The 17059-nt window shown below is 54.6% G+C and carries 15 protein-coding genes and 1 pseudogene; 6 read left to right on the top strand and 10 right to left on the bottom strand.

The features are described 5' to 3' along the window. Positions 1 to 2: 2 nt before the first annotated feature. The 3 genes from ACP15L_RS05340 to ACP15L_RS05350 form a co-directional block, all read right to left on the bottom strand. Positions 3 to 974 carry an aldose epimerase family protein gene (locus tag ACP15L_RS05340; RefSeq protein WP_425083394.1) on the bottom strand — a complete coding sequence of 324 codons (972 nt, stop codon included), beginning with the start codon at positions 972 to 974 and terminating at the stop codon, positions 3 to 5. A gap of 258 nt (positions 975 to 1232) precedes the next feature. Continuing rightward, complete coding sequence (locus tag ACP15L_RS05345) at positions 1233 to 2159, bottom strand: aminotransferase class IV (protein ID WP_425083395.1); 927 nt, start codon at positions 2157 to 2159, stop codon at positions 1233 to 1235. Continuing rightward, on the bottom strand, positions 2156 to 2887 hold the full coding sequence (locus ACP15L_RS05350) for an HAD family hydrolase (RefSeq protein WP_425083396.1): 732 nt from the start codon (positions 2885 to 2887) through the stop codon (positions 2156 to 2158). Before ACP15L_RS05350 ends, ACP15L_RS05345 begins: the two co-directional genes overlap by 4 nt. Before the next feature lie 270 nt (positions 2888 to 3157). On the opposite strand from ACP15L_RS05350, the gene maiA reads away from it, so the two are divergent. Next, entirely contained in the window at positions 3158 to 3790 is a 633-nt protein-coding gene (maiA, locus tag ACP15L_RS05355) for a maleylacetoacetate isomerase (protein WP_425083397.1), read from the top strand. 18 nt (positions 3791 to 3808) lie between these two features. Here maiA and ACP15L_RS05360 read toward each other — a convergent pair. The 3 genes and pseudogenes from ACP15L_RS05360 to ACP15L_RS05370 all read right to left on the bottom strand — a co-directional run. Continuing rightward, a pseudogene (locus ACP15L_RS05360) lies at positions 3809 to 4360 on the bottom strand (IS6 family transposase); the annotation flags it as partial. Positions 4361 to 4471: 111 nt separating this feature from the next. Next, positions 4472 to 4879, bottom strand: coding sequence for a universal stress protein (locus ACP15L_RS05365; protein WP_425083398.1), 408 nt, complete (start codon positions 4877 to 4879; stop codon positions 4472 to 4474). A 57-nt stretch (positions 4880 to 4936) separates the two neighbouring features. Next, positions 4937 to 5386: a phasin family protein gene (locus ACP15L_RS05370; RefSeq protein ID WP_170765791.1), complete on the bottom strand. Its 450-nt coding sequence runs from the start codon at positions 5384 to 5386 to the stop codon at positions 4937 to 4939. Positions 5387 to 5586: 200 nt separating this feature from the next. On the opposite strand from ACP15L_RS05370, the gene ACP15L_RS05375 reads away from it, so the two are divergent. Beyond that, positions 5587 to 6744 (top strand): cation:proton antiporter, encoded by a 1158-nt coding sequence (locus tag ACP15L_RS05375; RefSeq protein WP_425083399.1) that lies wholly within the window; start codon positions 5587 to 5589, stop codon positions 6742 to 6744. A gap of 15 nt (positions 6745 to 6759) precedes the next feature. Here the strand turns inward: ACP15L_RS05375 and ACP15L_RS05380 are convergent, their stop codons facing one another. Continuing rightward, a complete protein-coding gene (locus tag ACP15L_RS05380) occupies positions 6760 to 7344 on the bottom strand; it encodes a c-type cytochrome (RefSeq protein ID WP_425083400.1) in 585 nt (194 codons plus the stop codon). Then, positions 7328 to 8932 (bottom strand): Na/Pi cotransporter family protein, encoded by a 1605-nt coding sequence (locus ACP15L_RS05385; protein ID WP_425083401.1) that lies wholly within the window; start codon positions 8930 to 8932, stop codon positions 7328 to 7330. The genes ACP15L_RS05380 and ACP15L_RS05385 overlap by 17 nt, the downstream gene beginning before the upstream one ends. A gap of 440 nt (positions 8933 to 9372) precedes the next feature. Here ACP15L_RS05385 and ACP15L_RS05390 point away from each other — a divergent pair, with 440 nt between their 5' ends. Next, positions 9373 to 10593: an APC family permease gene (locus ACP15L_RS05390; RefSeq protein ID WP_425083402.1), complete on the top strand. Its 1221-nt coding sequence runs from the start codon at positions 9373 to 9375 to the stop codon at positions 10591 to 10593. Positions 10594 to 10636: 43 nt separating this feature from the next. Then, positions 10637 to 12253 carry a hypothetical protein gene (locus tag ACP15L_RS05395; RefSeq protein ID WP_425083403.1) on the top strand — a complete coding sequence of 539 codons (1617 nt, stop codon included), beginning with the start codon at positions 10637 to 10639 and terminating at the stop codon, positions 12251 to 12253. Here ACP15L_RS05395 and ACP15L_RS05400 read toward each other — a convergent pair whose 3' ends face one another. Further along, the gene (locus tag ACP15L_RS05400) at positions 12254 to 13822 is read right to left on the bottom strand and encodes a trypsin-like peptidase domain-containing protein (protein ID WP_425083404.1); all 1569 of its coding nucleotides are present in this window, start codon (positions 13820 to 13822) and stop codon (positions 12254 to 12256) included. 243 nt (positions 13823 to 14065) lie between these two features. Further along, positions 14066 to 14569 carry an Hsp20/alpha crystallin family protein gene (locus ACP15L_RS05405; RefSeq protein ID WP_425083405.1) on the bottom strand — a complete coding sequence of 168 codons (504 nt, stop codon included), beginning with the start codon at positions 14567 to 14569 and terminating at the stop codon, positions 14066 to 14068. Positions 14570 to 14847: 278 nt separating this feature from the next. Between ACP15L_RS05405 and ACP15L_RS05410 the strand changes: the two genes are divergently transcribed. Together ACP15L_RS05410 and ACP15L_RS05415 are read left to right on the top strand one after the other, a co-directional pair. Next, positions 14848 to 16152 (top strand): ferredoxin reductase family protein, encoded by a 1305-nt coding sequence (locus ACP15L_RS05410; protein WP_425083406.1) that lies wholly within the window; start codon positions 14848 to 14850, stop codon positions 16150 to 16152. A gap of 336 nt (positions 16153 to 16488) precedes the next feature. Then, complete coding sequence (locus ACP15L_RS05415) at positions 16489 to 17052, top strand: flavodoxin domain-containing protein (RefSeq protein ID WP_425083407.1); 564 nt, start codon at positions 16489 to 16491, stop codon at positions 17050 to 17052. The last annotated feature ends 7 nt before the right edge of the window (positions 17053 to 17059 follow it).

The following is a 17059-nucleotide window of genomic DNA, read 5'->3' on the forward strand; positions in this document are numbered from 1 at the left end:
GCTTAGATCCCTGTGAGTTTGAGTGTAAGTGTCTGATGATAGGGCCGCTCAGGTGAAAAAACCATGCTGGGGAACGCGTTGATGTTGGGCGCGTTGGGATAGCCTGATGGCTCAATACATAGACCAGCGCCGGCGTGAAACGGTGCCCCCAGTGAACCAGCAGAATAGACCTGCGCCCCTGCCTGATCGGAGAATACCTGCAATCCCAGCCCATTTGCGGCGTCTATCGCGGCGATTGGCTTCTGCGCGTCGTGGTCACTGTTGAACAAGTAGAAATGATCGACGTTTTTGCTCGGGCAGCCCGGCGTCCTGAAATCCAAAACCGTGTTTTGTACATCTTGCAGTTTGCCGGTCGGCACACCCTGCTCATCGGTTTCCAGCACATGCGCGGCATCTATTCGGAGGCTGAAATCCTCAACGCCCGCAGGACTGCCAAGTGTATAGTAGTTATGCTGCGCAATGCTGATCGGCGTTGGCCGGGCCGGCTGGGCTGTAATGGTATAGGTCAGATTGGGAAAACGGAGCGATACGTGCAGCTCGAACCTGACCTCGCCCGGAAAGCCGCCTTCGCCATCGGGGGAAAGATAACTCATCACCGCCTCACGATCCGAAAGCTGCTGCAGTGTCCAGATTTGGCGGGAAAGGCCCTCGGCCCCGCCGTGCAGGGTATTGGCGCTCTCGTTCGGGTTCAGCCGGTATCGCGTGCCTTCAAGATCAAAACCTGCGCCCTTGATCCGGTTTGCCACCCGCCCGACAATCGCCCCAAGATAAAAGGGGTCGTTCAGATAGGCCTGAGGATTGTCATATCCGAGGATCAACGACGTATCACCAATCCACCACCCTTGGGTGATTGCGCCGTAGTTGAGAAGGCTGACGGACATGTTCCTGTCCTGCAACCGCACCTGTTCGATCTGCAATTCCGCCCCCATTTCCATCGTGTCGCGCAGTGCCGCGACACCTGTAGTCCTGTCCAAAGGCCGCCTTGAAGACCAACTCAAGTTACTGCGCTCAAAAGATCGCCGAACAGGTCCCAGCCTCACGGATGCCTTAGGGGCCGCGTCTGAATGGCGACTACGCACGCCCGCACCGCCTTAAGTTAGCGCTATCATAAACGGTGTCAAATACCGAAACCAGATGAAAATTGCTTTTCACCCGCAGTTTATGGCTTTGTTTAAGCTTGGATACAGGACACCCCAAACAGCGCGATCACGCCCCCGCTGATCGGCCAAGGATCACGCTTGCGCGGCCACGTTCCGGGCGACCAGTTCTTTGTAGAGCGCCCGGATGCGCAATGTCATCGGACCCGCCTTGCCCTCTCCGATCTGTTTGCCGTCGATCTCAGCCACTGGGGTTTGCGCGCCGAAGGTGCCGGTCAGAAACGCCTCATCCGCACCGTAGGCCTCGTAGAGTGAGTAGTTCTTTTCGAAAACCGGTATGTCATTGGCGCGGCACAGGTCGATCACCTTCTGCCGCGTCACCCCGTTCATGCAGTAGTCCCCGGTCGAGGTCCAAACCTCGCCCTTGCGCACGATGAAGAAATTACAAGCGTTGGTGGTGTTCACAAAGCCATGCGGATCCAGCATCAGCCCCTCATCCGCGCCTGCCTGTTCCGCCTGCAAACAGGCGATGACACAGTTCAGTTTGGAGTGGCTGTTGAACTTCGCATCCTGGCTGGTTGGCAACCCACGCACCTGGGGCACGGTCGCCAGACGGATCCCCCGCGCGGTCAGTGCCTCGGCGGTTTTGGAGTGTTCGACGATGGCTACAATCGTCGGCCCCCAGCGCGACAGCTTGGGATGCTGAAACGGCTTGGCCTTGCGACCGCGCGTGATCATCAGTCGCGCGTGAGCATCGGTTGTTGCGCCATTGGCGGCGGCGGTGGCGTCCAGAATCTCGTGAATTTCCTCACGCGTTTTGCCGATGTCCAGAGACACGGCCTTGCAGCTGTCAAACAGCCGATCCATGTGTTCGTCAAAGAAGGCCCAGCATCCATCATAGAGCCGCAGCCCTTCCCACATGCCATCCCCCAGCATGAACCCGGAATCATAGACCGAGACCTTAGCCTCATCCTTGTGAACCAGCGCGCCATCGACCCAGATTTTCAGGTCCTCGTTGCGGGCATCGTATTCCGCGTCATGAGTTGAGAGTTCGGTCGTCATGCATCACCTTCCAGAACAAGCGCATCCGCCTTGAGCCGCTCATAATACGGCATCGCCGTGTCGCAGACGGATTGAAGCGCAGGCGGTAAGGTCGGGAGCGCCCCCTCAGCGCCCGCAAACCCGGTTGAGGCATGCACGGCCCCGTACCAGTGGCTGGCCCACACACCGTCCGACGGATGGCCGCCCGCAGGCCAAGACAACATGGCCGGGTCAAAGGGCAAATCAATTGCCGCACATAGTTTCCGCAACATCCGTTCGGGCGCCTGACGAATGTCATAGCTGTCGACGATCACCCCTGCCCCGGTTCGCGCGCAGATCAGATCGTAAATCTCGGCCTGTTGCACAAAACCAATATCCTCGAGCGTCGGGTTTTCGCGTTTTGCGGCATAGCTGGCCAGCACACGCGCTGGGTGGCGGATCAGAAAGACATGTTTCAGCCCATCCATCCAGAGCTGATCCAAGCCCCAAACCATATGCTGGGTCATGTGTTTCTGGTAGATATGCGCCTTGCCTTCGGGCGGCTGCGCTGCGCAACCCTGGCCGACCTGAAGGGGGTCCGTTTCGCCGGCAGCAACGATCTCCTCGCCCATCGGGTGATCCAGCCCAGTCTCGGCCAGATAGGCCGCGTAGAACGGCTCATCCCAGACGGCGCAATCCTCGCGCGCGCCGAAAGCATACATCATCGCAGTGGATAGATTTCTGGGGCCAGACCAGCAGGCTATGTTCATTTTTCAAGACCCCTCAATCGGGTTGACAGATGGTAACGCGGGCGTGCCTCAGCCCGAAGTTTTAGCATGCACTGCGGTCACATAAGGACACAACTTCAAGTTCACGCATACCCCGTCTGCTTGTCATAGCAACACCCCGATCTTGTCAACATCGAGTGCTCAGAGGATCACTTAAAACAGCCTTGGCAAGACGCCAGACTGACGTCGCGGTTTTTCCAGTTGAATTTCGTTGCAAATGTAACAATGTTGGAGCAACGACAGGATGATATCATGAAACTCTATTCCTACTGGCGCTCAACGACTTCATATCGGGTTCGCATAGCCTTGAACCTAAAGGGCCTCAGCTACGATTACAGCCCGGTCGATCTGGTCGCCGGAGAGCAAAGCGAACCCGGGTACACCGCGCTCAACCCTGGCAAGGGTGTTCCGACCCTGGTTCTGGAGGACGGCACAGCCCTGACCCAGTCGCTTGCAATCATCGACTATCTGGAGGCCATCGCGCCAGAACCTCGGCTGCTTCCATCCCACCCCCTGCCGCGCGCGCGTGTCCAGGCCGCCGCGCACGCCATCGCGATGGACATCCACCCGGTGAATAACCTGAGGGTCATGACCTACCTCAAATCTCAAATGGGAATGGACTCTGCCGGTCAGACCGATTGGTTCCACCATTGGATGACCGAAGGGTTTGTCGCCTACCAGGCGCTGTTGCCGCAAAACACCCGTTATAGTTTCGCAGATACCCCGACCCTCGCCGATATCTGCCTTGTCCCCCAGCTCTATAACGCGCATCGCTGGGGGGTGGACATGACACGCTTTACTCGACTGCTAGAGATCGAAAAACACGCGCTGTCCCTTGCCGCTTTTGATCAGGCGCGCCCAGAGAACCAACCCGACGCAAGTTAACAAGTTTAACTAACGGCAGGCGGATGGTCGTCGTCGGAAAGGAAGGTACGAATTCTCAACACGGTTGTGGAGCAAACTGCCCGTTTGTTGTTTTCCCTTGGCACCAAGTTCTTTGAGAGCAGCCCGATATGATACGAAAGGATCCGTGACCACATTCTCCGCAACACCGTAGCGGTTCATAAATTTCTCTATTAATTTCTATGCTTTCCGCCTGCTTCGGCGATAGGTGACGACAGCTTCGAGCACCTCTCCTTCGTGATCATCGGTGCGCCACAGGTGGTGCCACTTTCCATTGATCTCAACAAGCACTTCACCGATCTGCCATTTCAATTTTGGGTATGCCCGCAACTGCTGGATCCGTTTTATCCGAATTTCCGATGCGAAAATCGGGCTAAACCAGTTCCGCCACTACCGCACGGTCTTGTGGCTGACTTCGATGCCATGCTTACGCATCAGGTCTCCCACATTTTTAAGCGACAGAGGAAACCAAACACGTAGCATTACCGCCAAGAGAATGATTTCTGGGCTGGTTTTATAACATTTGAAGGGAACTCGTCTTTTCACGAGCAGGGGCTACAAAAGCCCCCTACCCGACTCAAGACAAGTTCCTCTGACAAGCCTTTATTTTGGTTCAGCAAGTAAGGGGCCATTACAAAAGAATCTCGTATCGCTAGCTTTGGATCACCGAATTACGTGAACCGAACACTTGGCATGATGCACGACTCTGTTCGCAGTGGAACCTAGAAATATGTCCTCGAAACCTGGCTTGTGTGACGCTAAGACGATGCAATCAACGTCGTTCAGATTTGCGAAGTCGACAATAGCCCTACCGGCATGCCCGGAGATGAGCTGTACCTTCGCGTCTGAAATTTCAGAGGCAGTCTGATGCAGGTTTTCCAATATCTCATGCCGCGTATGTGCCAGCACTTCGCTTGGGATCTGAGAACCCACATATGCCGGTATAGGCTCCTGGACGTGCACAACGGTGAAAACAGCGTCCGCATCAGCCAATTGGCGCGCGGCCTTAAACGACGCTTGTGTGTCGTGTTCTTTGTCCAGAGCAACCGGGATTAGGATATTCTTGTACATTTGACCTCCTATCTACTGCTCAGATGACTTCAGTTTGGTATTTCGGCAGCAGGAAACCTACACAGGCTCAGACTTTGAAGATTTCCCCGCACTCTTTGTAGCGGCTGCAACATCACCAACTGTTTTCTCGACAGCTTCAGCTTCGGTTTCAGCGACATAAGATGCACAACGGGACACGGTTTCGAACCATTCCTGCGCGTCAGCAACCAACCGCTCAGCCGAATGGCGCTGCCATTCTGCCATGCTCTGAAAGGCTTTCGATGGATCGGACGGGTTTGCCGAAGACACATTGCGTGCAGCTTGCAAAGCCGTCCGAACCGCTTCATGACGCCGTTCGAACCAATGCTGCGCAAAGGCCTCTGTTTCCTCGAGCAATTTTTCTTGCGCGTCCCAAAATTGTTCGATCTGGGCTCCGAAGGCCGGATTGCCAGACATGGGTGGCTGCATTTGCTTGAAAACTTCCAATAGCGAGGTCGGGCTATTTGTGTTGGATTTCTTTGTCGGCATCGAAAGTTCCTCCTCATTTCCTGAATGAGTTATTGTGCCACTTGCGGCGCGCCGTCGCCTTAACACAGATCAATATCCCTTATTTTTCGGGTCTTCGGCTTAAGCTGCGACGGGAGATTCGCATTCTCTCCGACATCGGTTCCTAGAAGGCAGGGTTGGAGTTAGAGTAGTTTAGACAAGAACTTAACGCTTGGATTTCTATGCACATTGCCGGATTTCTGATTACCCTTGGTGTCCTCTTTCTTGCCGGATTGGTGGCCGACCAACTAGGCCGGGCCACGCATCTTCCTCGTGTTACAACTTTACTGTTCCTCGGTCTGATCGCCGGGAACGCCGGAATGGGGTTGATCCCACTCGACGTTGCAATGTGGTTCGACGAGATATCCATTGTGGCCTTGACGATGGTCGCGTTCCTTCTTGGAGGATCTTTGACCCGCGAGAACCTGGTTCGGCATGGCCGAGCCATTCTGACGATTTCGATTTCAATCGTGGTTGCAACCCTTGTTATCGTGTCTGCTGGATTGACCGCAATCGGCGTACCCTTCGGGCTGGCATTGGTGCTGGCGGCAATTGCCACGGCTACAGCTCCGGCCGCCATGACAGACGTGATCAAGCAATCTGGAGTGTCCAACAGCTTCACCGAGACATTAAAGGGCGTCGTCGCAATTGATGACGCTTGGGGTCTGATCGTTTTCAGTATCGCCCTGGTTCTGGCCGGTCATTCGGATGGTTGGGCAACCGTTACGACCACAGCGATGTGGGATTTCGGAGGGGCTATTTTGTTGGGTACCGCACTAGGCGTGCCATCCGCTTACCTGACCGGCCGCTTGAAACCGGGAGAGCCAATGCAGGCAGAAGCAGTGGGCATAGTCTTTCTCACAGCGGGCCTCGCGCTTTGGCTGGAGGTTTCCTTCTTGGTAGCTGGCATGGTTGCAGGCGCAGTGATCGGGAATCTTGCCCGCCATCACGACCGTGCTTTTCATGAGATCGAGCACATTCAGTGGCCATTCATGATCCTGTTCTTTCTGTTGGCTGGCGCCACGTTGGATATCGAAGCCTTCGGCTTGATGGGCTGGGCTGGTGCTCTTTTCCTGATCTTGCGCGCCGCGGCCCGCCTTGTCGGGGGCTATTGCGGAGCAAGACTGGGCGGCCTGCCTCGCCATCAGACCCGCTGGTACGGTCCCGCGTTGTTGCCACAGGCTGGTGTCGCGGTGGGCATGGCCCTCGTTGCCGGAGAGCAATTTCCGAATTGGGCCGCGTCCATCATGGCCTTTACTCTTGCCAGCACTGTGGCTTTCGAAGTGTTGGGGCCGCCACTGACTCTCATGTCAATCAGACGCACGGCTGATACGGACTAGCTGGTTGGCCCGTGACTAGTCAGCCTGAAGCGATTCAAGAAAAGCGAGCAAATTCGCCAACGGCAGGCCAACCATAATTCGTTGCCCGTCGGGCAAAGCCACCGCGATTTGTTGGTCTGTCTCAAACACCGCGCCAAAGATTGGCATCTCGCCCCCATGGGCGAGCAGTTGTGAGCGACCATCAATCTGTTCAGCTATGCGATCTGTGGGAAACACACCGTCGTTTTGGCCCGCCAATTTGGTAAGGTCGGGCGTTCGAATAGCCAGCATTTCTGCCATTGGCCCGTCTCCGGTCGCTTCGAAACCGTGACATTGCCAGCAATACGTCCGGTACAAATCACGCCCATCATCGACGCTGACGTCCTGTGCCAGTGCAGGTCCCGTGACGAACAGTGCCGGCAAAACCCCTCGAACAATCTTCATATGCTCCTCCAATTTGCTGCCCCGGATGCAGATCCTATTAAACCGCATCCTTAAGAAACTTCTTTGACCTTGCTCATGTTGCACGCTTAAGCACGAAGAATAGCGTTTCAGTCGAAGAACGTTTGGGCGCTTACCAAATCTAATCCACGCCAGCCTCCAACTACGCCAGTTCGTCATTGACCTCACCACCCTTTCGGTCAGGCGGCACTCCTTCCAATGCGTTCAAATGCCAACGAACTCGCCAGAGGTGATAAGATACGCGATGCAACCATCTGAGAGCATCGAGCCGAGCCCAAACCACGTCGTCCGGCAGATTGTCAGTTGCCGCGTCGGAGATGAGCAAGTCTCTGCGAAGTTTCCTCTGTCGCCGCAGAAAACGGCGAAGACGGTTCAGCGTGTTTTCACACTGCACCGGATTGTCGATCTCCAAGTAGCCATCCGTTGCTGTAATCAACACCGAAGCGAGCCGCTTCAAACGCCGGTCTTTCGGTAACTCGCTTATCCGATCATCTTGGCTACACCGGTAAAGCAGCCGGTCTAGGTGATCGAGGACATGGTACATACCCTTGATGCTGGATATCTCTGCGTCGGACCTGCTGGGCAGTTCAATCTTGTCTAGGTACGAGCGCGCCTCAGAAACAGCCGTCTCAATGTTATCCCGCCCATAGTCAGGTCCGCTTGGCTGAGATGCCCCCATACATGACCGAAGGTGCCCCACTTCGGCCCTTACAATTTGTTCGACTGAAGCTTTTGCTGCATCCACCGCTATTTCCGGCACCCCAAGAACGAGCGGATCCAGAGACCTCGTCAACTCAGCACCTCTGTCGGGTACGAGCGCCTCGATAAATCTGGCGAAGGGTTTCGCGAACGGCAAGATCAGCGCTACGCCTATGGCGTTGAAGAAACTATGGAACGCGACAAGCGCAGTCAGTGAGTTTCCGGCCCCCGTCCCACTTACAAAGACCGAAGTAAACGGCCCCAGCAGAAAAAATGCCATTGCTCCTGTCATCACGTTGTAGATCACATGCGCAAAACCGGTTCGACGCGCCATAGTGCCCCCACCCAAGGTGGCCAGAACAGCGGTGAAAGTTGTCCCCACGTCCATTCCAATGACGAGAGCCGCGGCTTGAGGGAAGTTCACAGCACCGGCGCTCAACGCAGCCAATGCCGTTGCAACACCAGCACTCGAAGACTGCGTCACCATCGTGATAAGGACGCCGATCAATACAAGCTTCAGCCTGCCCAGTAATGTATCTGGCGGAAAATCGGCAGGGGTAACTACGCCGCGAAAGGCGTCAAGCCCGGACTTGAGCTGCTCGATCCCAATGAAAATCAAGCTGAAGCCGGCCAACGCCAGCCCAATGCCGGCAACCGCTTTTTTTCCTGAAAGCGCCAGCAAAGCCCCAACAAAAACAACGGGCAACATCACTTGCCCAAGGTCCAGCTTGAACCCCAAGAGCGCGACGAGCCAACCTGTCATGGTCGTTCCGATATTGGCCCCAAAGATGATCCCAAGCGCTTGGGGAAAGGTGAGAAGACCAGACGCGACAAATCCGACGGCCGCGACAGTCGTCGCACTGGAAGACTGGATCGCAGCTGTCGTAACCGCGCCTGTTACCGCCCCGGTAAACGGTGTCGACGTGAACCGGCCCAAAATATCTCGCAATCGCGCCCCTGCCAACGCCTTCAAACCGTCCGTCATCAACAGCATGCCGATAAGGAACAGGCCGATGCCGCCCAGGGCTGGTAACAGGTTCCAGAGCATTATGAATTGCCTTCCACCCTAAATCTCAAACCGCCTGACATGTTTGCTTTGCCGTTAAGTTCGACGGCAAACGACAGTTGGTTGGGATTCAGCCTCGCAGACCGGCGACCGCGAGTTGATTGACATAGATCAAAGCACCAATAGGAATCACATAGTGAAATACGAATGTTTCAGCGTGTTCTACGTTCACCCGTCTGTCCCCAAGCAAACACAAAGGTGAACGGAATTCTGAAGGAGTGGAAGTTCCACCCACTGGGGGCTCGGCAGAAGTGGTGGCGAGCCCCCAGTTAGTTTATTGGCGCCCTATGCGCCCAGACGTTGAGACACAAGGCATTCGGTGCAGCTTTGACCATCGGATCGCGCCGCTCCGCCAATCGCGGACAAAACTGGGAAGGACGCCACAGACGACGTTCTGAATGGGCAGTTGGTGGAAAACGCTTATGAACTCTGTTGACCCTAACGAACAGAAACTCAGACGAGCCCTGACTACCCCGTTGCTCACGCTTTATGGCCTCGGGGTAACGGTCGGAGCGGGCATTTATGTTTTGGTCGGCGCGACAGCAGACATTGCCGGACCGTTTGCAGCGTTTTCGTTCGTTGTAGCCGCGCTCGTCGTATCACTCACCGCGCTTTCGTATGCAGAACTCGCAACGCGATTTCCCGTCAGCGCAGGCGAAGCGGCCTATGTTGAAGCCGGATTTCGGAAAAGATGGATGGCGGTTTTCGTCGGGCTCGCGGTTGCAGCTTCTGGAATTATCTCTGCCTCTGCAGTTGCAATTGGCGCAGCGTCTTACCTGCACGCTTTAACAGGTTTTGCGATCCCTGTTTTGACCATCAGCGTCGTTTTGATCATGGGTCTAATCGCGCTCTGGGGGATCACTGAGTCGGTCTTTGTTGCGGCTGTCATTACGATCATCGAGATCGCAGGCCTTCTCTTTGTGATTGGCTGGGGCATGTCAATTCAGGATCCGCAGGGATACGGGATCAGTTCGATGCTTCCCCCGCTTGAACTCGAGGCGTGGAGAGGCATTTTCGCGGCATCACTCCTCGCCTTCTTTGCATTTGTTGGCTTCGAGGACATGGCCAATGTCGCAGAAGAGGTCAAAGACCCGGTCCGCACGATCCCAAAAGCGATTTTACTAACGCTCGTTCTGGCGACCGTGTTGTATCTGGGAACGTCAATGACGGTTCTACTTGTTGTTCCGATCGATGTTCTGTCGACATCTGCAGCCCCCCTCGCGCTTGTGTTTTCAAACGCACCCGAGGTGATCAAACAAGGCTTTTCCGCAGTCGCGATTGTGGCGACAGTCAATGGAGTACTGATCCAGATGATCATGGCCTCACGGGTGATCTACGGCCTAGCTGACCGTGACCATTTGCCGAAGGTTCTGGCGATTGTCCCGAAAGCAACTCAGACACCTGTTGTCGCTACTTTGTTGGTCGTCGCAATCATCGTTCTCCTGACCCAAACTATACCGATTGGTACTCTGGCAGAGCGCACGTCTCAGATCGTTCTAGGTGTCTTTGTACTGGTCAATGTCTCGCTGTTCCTGCTGAAGATGAAGCCGGACGAGGCCGCCAAACACTTCCGTGTTCCTCTTGTGGTACCGATCCTTGGGGTGATCACCAGCGCATTGCTTTTTGGATCTGGATTTCTCTAACTAGATACAACGAACCATAGGCCTCAGCGAGCTGCCACAGCATATGACGACTGACCAAGCTTCCATAGGATCAAAACTTTCGGCCTGGTGGCATAGAACGTTTGTGGATCTGGTTCAGCAGCTGCAATGGTCCTATTTGCCGCCACTGATGGTCTATTTCGCGGCCGGTGTGTCCGGTCTGACCTCAGTCGTCGGAGCTTTTTTCCTAAAAGACTATCTCGATTTATCCGCCTCTTTCGTTGCAGGACTTGCATTTTGGGCCAGCCTCCCTTGGATCCTCAAAATGCCACTTGGCCATGTCGTGGACTTGTTCTGGCGTTGGAAGTCCTTGCTGATCTTGTTCGGCGCATCCTTGATCACATTGTCTTTGCTCACAATGTACGGTCTCGTGACCGCGCCTGCACAGATGTCCAAGTTCATGCCGTTGGAAGACTGGTATGTTGTTGCCCTCCTCTTGGCGCCTTCCGGCTATGCCCTTCAGGATGTTGTCGCTGACGCCATGACTGTTGAGGCGGTCCCAAAGGTTGACCAGCGCGGCCTACCGTTTACGCCAGAAGAAACCCGTGCTCAGCACACGACGATGCAAACCTTGGGCAGAGTTTCGATCATTTCCGGGTTCGCGGCGGTTGCGGCTGTAAACATCTGGATATTCTCTGGGACCGAAGAACTGCAAAAATCCGAACGCCTTGCGCTTTATGGCCAAGTATACCTGATAGCTCTGGCCATACCGGTGTTGTCCGTCAGTGGAGTGGTTCTTCACAGCTTTATCCAGCGTCAGCTTGTCAAGCGCGGCCACCCGCCCCATACGCCGGATGAAGCCACCGAAGTCAGATGGTCCATATTGCTCGGCGGTCTTGCATTCGTTTTGCTTAGCATCGTGCTGGGAACCGCGGATTTCGAATTTGCGCAAGAGACCGTTTTTGCGGTTTCCCTGACGGTGATCCTCTACCTCATGTCGCGTCTGCTGAAAGAGTTGGAACCGGCCCAAGCCAAAGCCCTAATCGGGACAGCGACAATCATTTTTGTATTCCGCGCTGTGCCGCTACCGGGACCAGGCCTGACATGGTTTGAAATCGATGAACTGGGGTTCGATGAACAGTTCCTGGCAATCCTGGCTTTGTTGACTTCGATGCTGGCCCTGCTCGGGTTAATCGTCCTTCGACCATTTATGGCCAATCGCTCCATTGCGCATGTGGTGGTGTTGCTGACGATTGCGGCGGGCGTACTCGCCCTGCCCAATCTTGCCCTCTACTACGGCGTGCATGAATGGACGGCGGCGCGTACCGGCGGAGTTGTCGACGCAAGGTTCATTGCCATTCTTGACACAGCCGTTGAGTCGCCGCTTGGACAGATCGCAATGGTCCCGATGTTGGCTTGGATCGCACGCAATGCCCCTGTTCAGTTGAAAGCGACCTTTTTTGCGGTGATGGCATCGTTTACCAACATGGCTTTGTCGGCCAGCAGCCTCAGCACCAAATACCTCAACCAAACATTCGTCGTCACACGCGCTGTCACAAATCCAGAAACCGGTACGGTCACGTCCACCGCGGACTACAGTGAACTTGGGTACTTGCTGATCTCCGTAGCCGTGATCTCGGTGATCGTTCCACTGGTCACAGTGTTTTTTGTTCAAAACTCGCGCTTCCGAACGAGCGAATGATCACTGGCTTTCAACCTCTCCCAGCAGAGCTCTGAGATGTGAGACCGGGACGCCGATGTTTGAGCCACCAAACTCGGGCAGGATCGCAGCATTGATGGCAACGACCTCACCCCGCCGATTCAATGCTGGCCCCCCGCTCCCACCGGTTGTGGTCTCGGCGTCATAAACGATGGCGCTCCCACTTGTCCGCGCAACAATCCCTCGGCTTGCCAGCGGGTGTATCTTGCTTTGTGTAGAAAGCCGGGACGCGATCGACCAAAAGTTTAACGTTCCTTCTGCTTCTAGTTCCCCTAAAAAGCCCGGACCGGCCTGCGCGATCAAAGCCTTCAAACCCGTTGGATATCCCAACAGATACAGCTCTTCACCTACGCGCGACGTGGCATCCGCCAAAGGAATTCCGAGGTCCTGAACGCGGCTTGGCTCAACTGCCAAAATCGCCAAGTCTGCCGCGTCGCTGAATCGGACCAGACGCGCATTTATTGGTTCCGTTTGATCAGGCAAATAGGCCAGCAGCCTCAACATCTCTGGCTCAAGACCCGCGTCTATCAGCGCTTGTTCTCGGTTCCCCGAAGTCCAAGGCAAAGCGACATGGCGATTGGTGGCCATCAACGGTACCCCAGCAATCAAAAAGCCCGTTCCGGTGAATTGAAATTCTGCGGGTTCGCCGGTCCCGTCCGGTTCGATCCAAGGCTGGCCAAATGGGGTTTTCAGGTTTTCTCCGTTCGGTCCCAACACATGCCGCAAAATCTTGCCGCTTTCCACGTGGCGCAGCCCATAAGCTCCCTGGAGGAAAGCGACGGATCGATTTGACGCAGCGATCACGCGCGTGGGTGCTCCCGCCCGCTGCTCCAAGGTTCCAAGACGCTCCTCGGTCGATAAGACCTGGTTCTCAAATGCGTCGCGCAACGAAGCCAAGTCATCAGGCGTAAGTGCGTCTTCTCGCGTCTGTGCGAGCATAACTGCGACCGCTTCAATCTTGCGGGACTCCTGTTCGATGCTATCCGCCAAGCGCCGGTCGTTTTGATACAGCAGGTACCCAAACCCCGCGATCACAAGAAGCGTTGCAAGAACTGTGATCCTGAACAGTATCGTGGTTTGAGAGGCAAGCCGCCGCCCACTATCGCGCAAGGCACCAGACATCTTTTTGGCGAAAGGTCGACGGCTCGTTCGGGTGTAAGCATATGCATCACTTAGGATATCCTCGACTGTATGGTGCGCGGGAAATGAATGATCGCACAACCTGTATCGAGACATGGGGCCCTTTTCGCCAAACTCGATCATGTCGCCATGGTCAAGAGGCGCCGATGAGGCTTTTTGCCCGTTCACCCATACATTGCGCCCTAACGACACGGTTATCTTATAGCCGTCGTCAGCCCACTGTAGGGTCGCAATATCGTTGTCATGCGGAGGCAGGTCGTCTTTAGGTCGAAGGCTTAGCACCCTGCCCTCGTCAACTGAAACAGTTAGGGCTTTATCGACCAGCCAGTTCACCTGGCCGCGCGATGGTCCGGTCAGGCTCTCCAGAAAGGCCCGCACCTCTCCTTCACCAGCATGTCCTGAGGGTGTCATGCCACTCTCTTCTGGTTTTCGCATTATGGCCCCCTACCCAAACGCGTTATGGCATTCTACCACGCTTCAACGCCAAACCCATGGACTGGTACGAACGTGCAAAAAACACGTTTGTACAGACACTTGCGATTTCTGCCCGGTCTCAACCAAAGAAACTTATCAGGCCGCAACTCTAGGAGGGCCGATCCATGATCGACCCTCTGCCTTGGCATTTTTATGCGCGGTATCGAGCCACCAGACTGTCTATTTAGACGATACCTTGATCTTACGGCTTGGATCCTGAGGTTCAGTCTTCGGCATTTCTACATGCAGAACGCCCTTGTCGAATGTGGCTGAAATCCTGTCGATTTCTACAGTGTCCGGCAGCGACATGGCTCTGGAAAAGCTGCCATAGCTTCTTTCGCTTACACGCAAATCGCCCGCTTCATCATGCGCAATCTTCTTCTGACCGCTCAAGATTAGCCTGCGGTCCTTGATTTCAATTTCCACATCATCCTCTTCGAGCCCCGGCAATTCAGCCGTCAGGACAATCGCAGAATCCGTTTCTTGGACATCGATTGCCGGCGAAATCGCGCCCGTCATATCAAGAGACGGAAAACCCGTGCGTTGCGCAGCCGTTTCCATCGGCAGGAAGGGTGATCCTCCCCCCAAAAAACGCGACATCAAGGTTTCCATTTCACGCCGAAAGTTGTCAGAGAGCGGATGCATTCCAGTGAAAAGTTGCGGTGACTTTTTGTCTTCCAACATTTTGAGCCTCCTCCTTTGGTCGGATTTCGCGCGCGCAAAATTATGACAGGAAAAGCGGTCAAGGACCTTGATCTTGCGCAAGCATGCAACCTCAGCATCAGCCAGACTGAACGCAGCGGCTGAACGAACTGAAACGGGAAACGTCGCCCACTAAACTTGCCTCGTCGCGCCAGAGTTAACACCAATCGCAGTAGTCTTGATCGGAATCCCAGGTCAGCTTAGCGTCTATTTTGAATGAGCCCGAGCTGCCCAGCTTTAGCACAGTGGAGCAAAACTGTATGAAATGGCCTTATCTGGCGCTGATTTACGTTTTGCTGATCTTGGCTCCCTTTGGTTTTTCTTGGTCTCTGGGATGGCCACCAAGATCATTTCATCAAGAGCTCGCGTCCGGGCTTGGGATGCTTGCTTTTTCAATAATCTTAGTCGAGTTCCTGCTGTCTGGGCGGTTCAAGTTCATCTCTTCCGGCCTAGGTATAGATGTAACCATGCGGGTACATCAGTTGATGGCGCGTACAGCACTCGGCTTTGCGCTGATACACCCGCTGCTGTATCAGGGTACGCCTTCTGGCGGGCGCCGCCCGTGGGATGAAACAAACCAACTTACGATTTCGACCGACTTTTCTGTGCTGGTATCGGGCATCGGCGCATATTTTTTGCTGTTCATTCTGGTCGCCTCGGCAATTGCCCGCAAATCCCTTGATTACAAATACGAAACATGGCGCCTCTTACACGGGCTGGGAGCCTTGGTGATTGCATGCCTGCTGTTGCATCACACGGTCTATGCTGGGCGCTACGGTGGGCATCCGCTGTTGATGTATCTCTGGCTTGCCCTGACCAGTATTGCAGTTGGAACTTTGCTGTATGTCTATCTCGTTCGCCCTTTACGTCAGAGGAAAAGGCAGTGGCGCGTCACGTCTGTATCTCGACTAACACCGAAGCAATGGGAGTTGCGCCTCATGCCCCATGGTCACAACGGACTGACCTTCGAAGCAGGGCAGTTTGCCTGGCTAAACGTCGGCCACAGTGCTTTTTCGCTGCATGAAAACCCATTCTCGATTAGTTCAGCACCCGCCGAAGGCCCCGAAGTTTCATTCGTGATAAAGGAGCTTGGGGATTTCACATGCGGCCTCGGACAGATCGCTCTGCAAACCAAGGCCTATCTGGATGCCCCGCACGGGAATCTGTCGATCAGCCACCGAACTGAGAAAGGCATTGTTCTGATCGCAGGCGGTATCGGAATCGCTCCAATGTTGAGCATTACGCGTCAAGTTCGACTGAATGGAACACAGCGCGATCTCAAGCTTTTCTATGGCAACCGGGTGGAGGAGCAGATTGTTTATCGCCAGGAGTTGTCCAAAGAAGACACAGTATTTGTTCTATCCGAACGGCCAAAGGATTGGTCCGGAGAGACAGGCTTGATCGACGGTCCTCTTTTGGACCGCAATTTGTCTTCTGAACAATTTGAAAGCTGGCTTTTTGTTCTTTGCGGCCCCCCAGCCATGATGGACACCGTCGAAGATCATCTAATTGAGCGGGGCACCGCGTCACACCGGATTTTGTCTGAAAGGTTTGACTATGATTAGACTTCTCAGAAACCTGCCCGCACGCCAACAAGTGAAATTCGCAGTGTGGTTCATCAGTATTACAATCTTCGTCGCTGTCTTAGCCTTTTGCTTAAGGTAGCAAGCTAGACTACCAAGGGTTGGCTAGCTTCAAGGCTATCGGCCGAAAAGGCAGGTTTTCTTGGAGATGGACGCCGCCGCGAACTTCCCTAAAAACATGCTCTGCGTAGACAGCAAAAGCGTACGACAACGATCCCGATATGGTCCCAAGAAACGCCTTTGATGGAGATCAAGGGCAACGCACGTCACTCATTCATAATAAGCAATCTATTCAGACCGATTTATGGGAGGATCGGAATGACTGTACTCATCGCCTTCGCCACGGTCGAAGGCCAGACAGCAAAGATTGCGCGCTTCATCAGCGATCTCGCGAAGAATGCCTGTTTCAACGCAAAGCTTATCAATACCGATGAAATGCCCAGCCACGTTTCACTTGACGATGCGGTCAAGGTTATTCTTCTGGCCCCTGTCCACGAGCGTAGGCACCCCAATTCATTCGAGACATTTATCGCTTCAAATAGAGACGCCCTAATGAAGCGAAAGTCTCTCGTGCTTTCCGTCGGTTTAAAAGCTGCTTTTGCGTCAGGTCGAGAAGAAGCACGCGACTATCTTGACGAAATGCTTCTGCGGACAGGTTTTGAACCAAATGCGACGGCTTTGATCGCAGGCGCGGTGAGACCCGAAAACTACGGGTATTTTGAGAGGGAGATCCTCAAGCACGTCGTCTTGCTCGGTCGAAAAATCGATCCACGAGAAGGGGCAAGGGAGTTTACTGACTGGGATGAACTAACGTCAATTGTGATAGCGTTCCTTGGCGAAAACGGTCGGGCAAACACGCTTCAACCTCAAGCAAACTCTTAAAAAAATG

This window comes from Ruegeria profundi, assembly GCF_049800715.1.
Taxonomy (GTDB): domain Bacteria; phylum Pseudomonadota; class Alphaproteobacteria; order Rhodobacterales; family Rhodobacteraceae; genus Ruegeria; species Ruegeria profundi_A.

Coding starts and splice junctions, on each gene's coding strand:
- ACP15L_RS05350 (WP_425083396.1), bottom strand. CDS start 2,887: ATGAACATAGCCTGCTGGTCTGGCCCCAGAAATCTATCCACTGCGATG.
- ACP15L_RS05375 (WP_425083399.1), top strand. CDS start 5,587: ATGCACATTGCCGGATTTCTGATTACCCTTGGTGTCCTCTTTCTTGCC.
- ACP15L_RS05370 (WP_170765791.1), bottom strand. CDS start 5,386: ATGCCGACAAAGAAATCCAACACAAATAGCCCGACCTCGCTATTGGAA.
- ACP15L_RS05390 (WP_425083402.1), top strand. CDS start 9,373: ATGAACTCTGTTGACCCTAACGAACAGAAACTCAGACGAGCCCTGACT.
- ACP15L_RS05385 (WP_425083401.1), bottom strand. CDS start 8,932: ATGCTCTGGAACCTGTTACCAGCCCTGGGCGGCATCGGCCTGTTCCTT.
- ACP15L_RS05410 (WP_425083406.1), top strand. CDS start 14,848: ATGAAATGGCCTTATCTGGCGCTGATTTACGTTTTGCTGATCTTGGCT.
- ACP15L_RS05405 (WP_425083405.1), bottom strand. CDS start 14,569: ATGTTGGAAGACAAAAAGTCACCGCAACTTTTCACTGGAATGCATCCG.
- ACP15L_RS05400 (WP_425083404.1), bottom strand. CDS start 13,822: ATGACACCCTCAGGACATGCTGGTGAAGGAGAGGTGCGGGCCTTTCTG.
- maiA (WP_425083397.1), top strand. CDS start 3,158: ATGAAACTCTATTCCTACTGGCGCTCAACGACTTCATATCGGGTTCGC.
- ACP15L_RS05415 (WP_425083407.1), top strand. CDS start 16,489: ATGACTGTACTCATCGCCTTCGCCACGGTCGAAGGCCAGACAGCAAAG.
- ACP15L_RS05380 (WP_425083400.1), bottom strand. CDS start 7,344: ATGACGAACTGGCGTAGTTGGAGGCTGGCGTGGATTAGATTTGGTAAG.
- ACP15L_RS05365 (WP_425083398.1), bottom strand. CDS start 4,879: ATGTACAAGAATATCCTAATCCCGGTTGCTCTGGACAAAGAACACGAC.
- ACP15L_RS05345 (WP_425083395.1), bottom strand. CDS start 2,159: ATGACGACCGAACTCTCAACTCATGACGCGGAATACGATGCCCGCAAC.
- ACP15L_RS05395 (WP_425083403.1), top strand. CDS start 10,637: ATGACGACTGACCAAGCTTCCATAGGATCAAAACTTTCGGCCTGGTGG.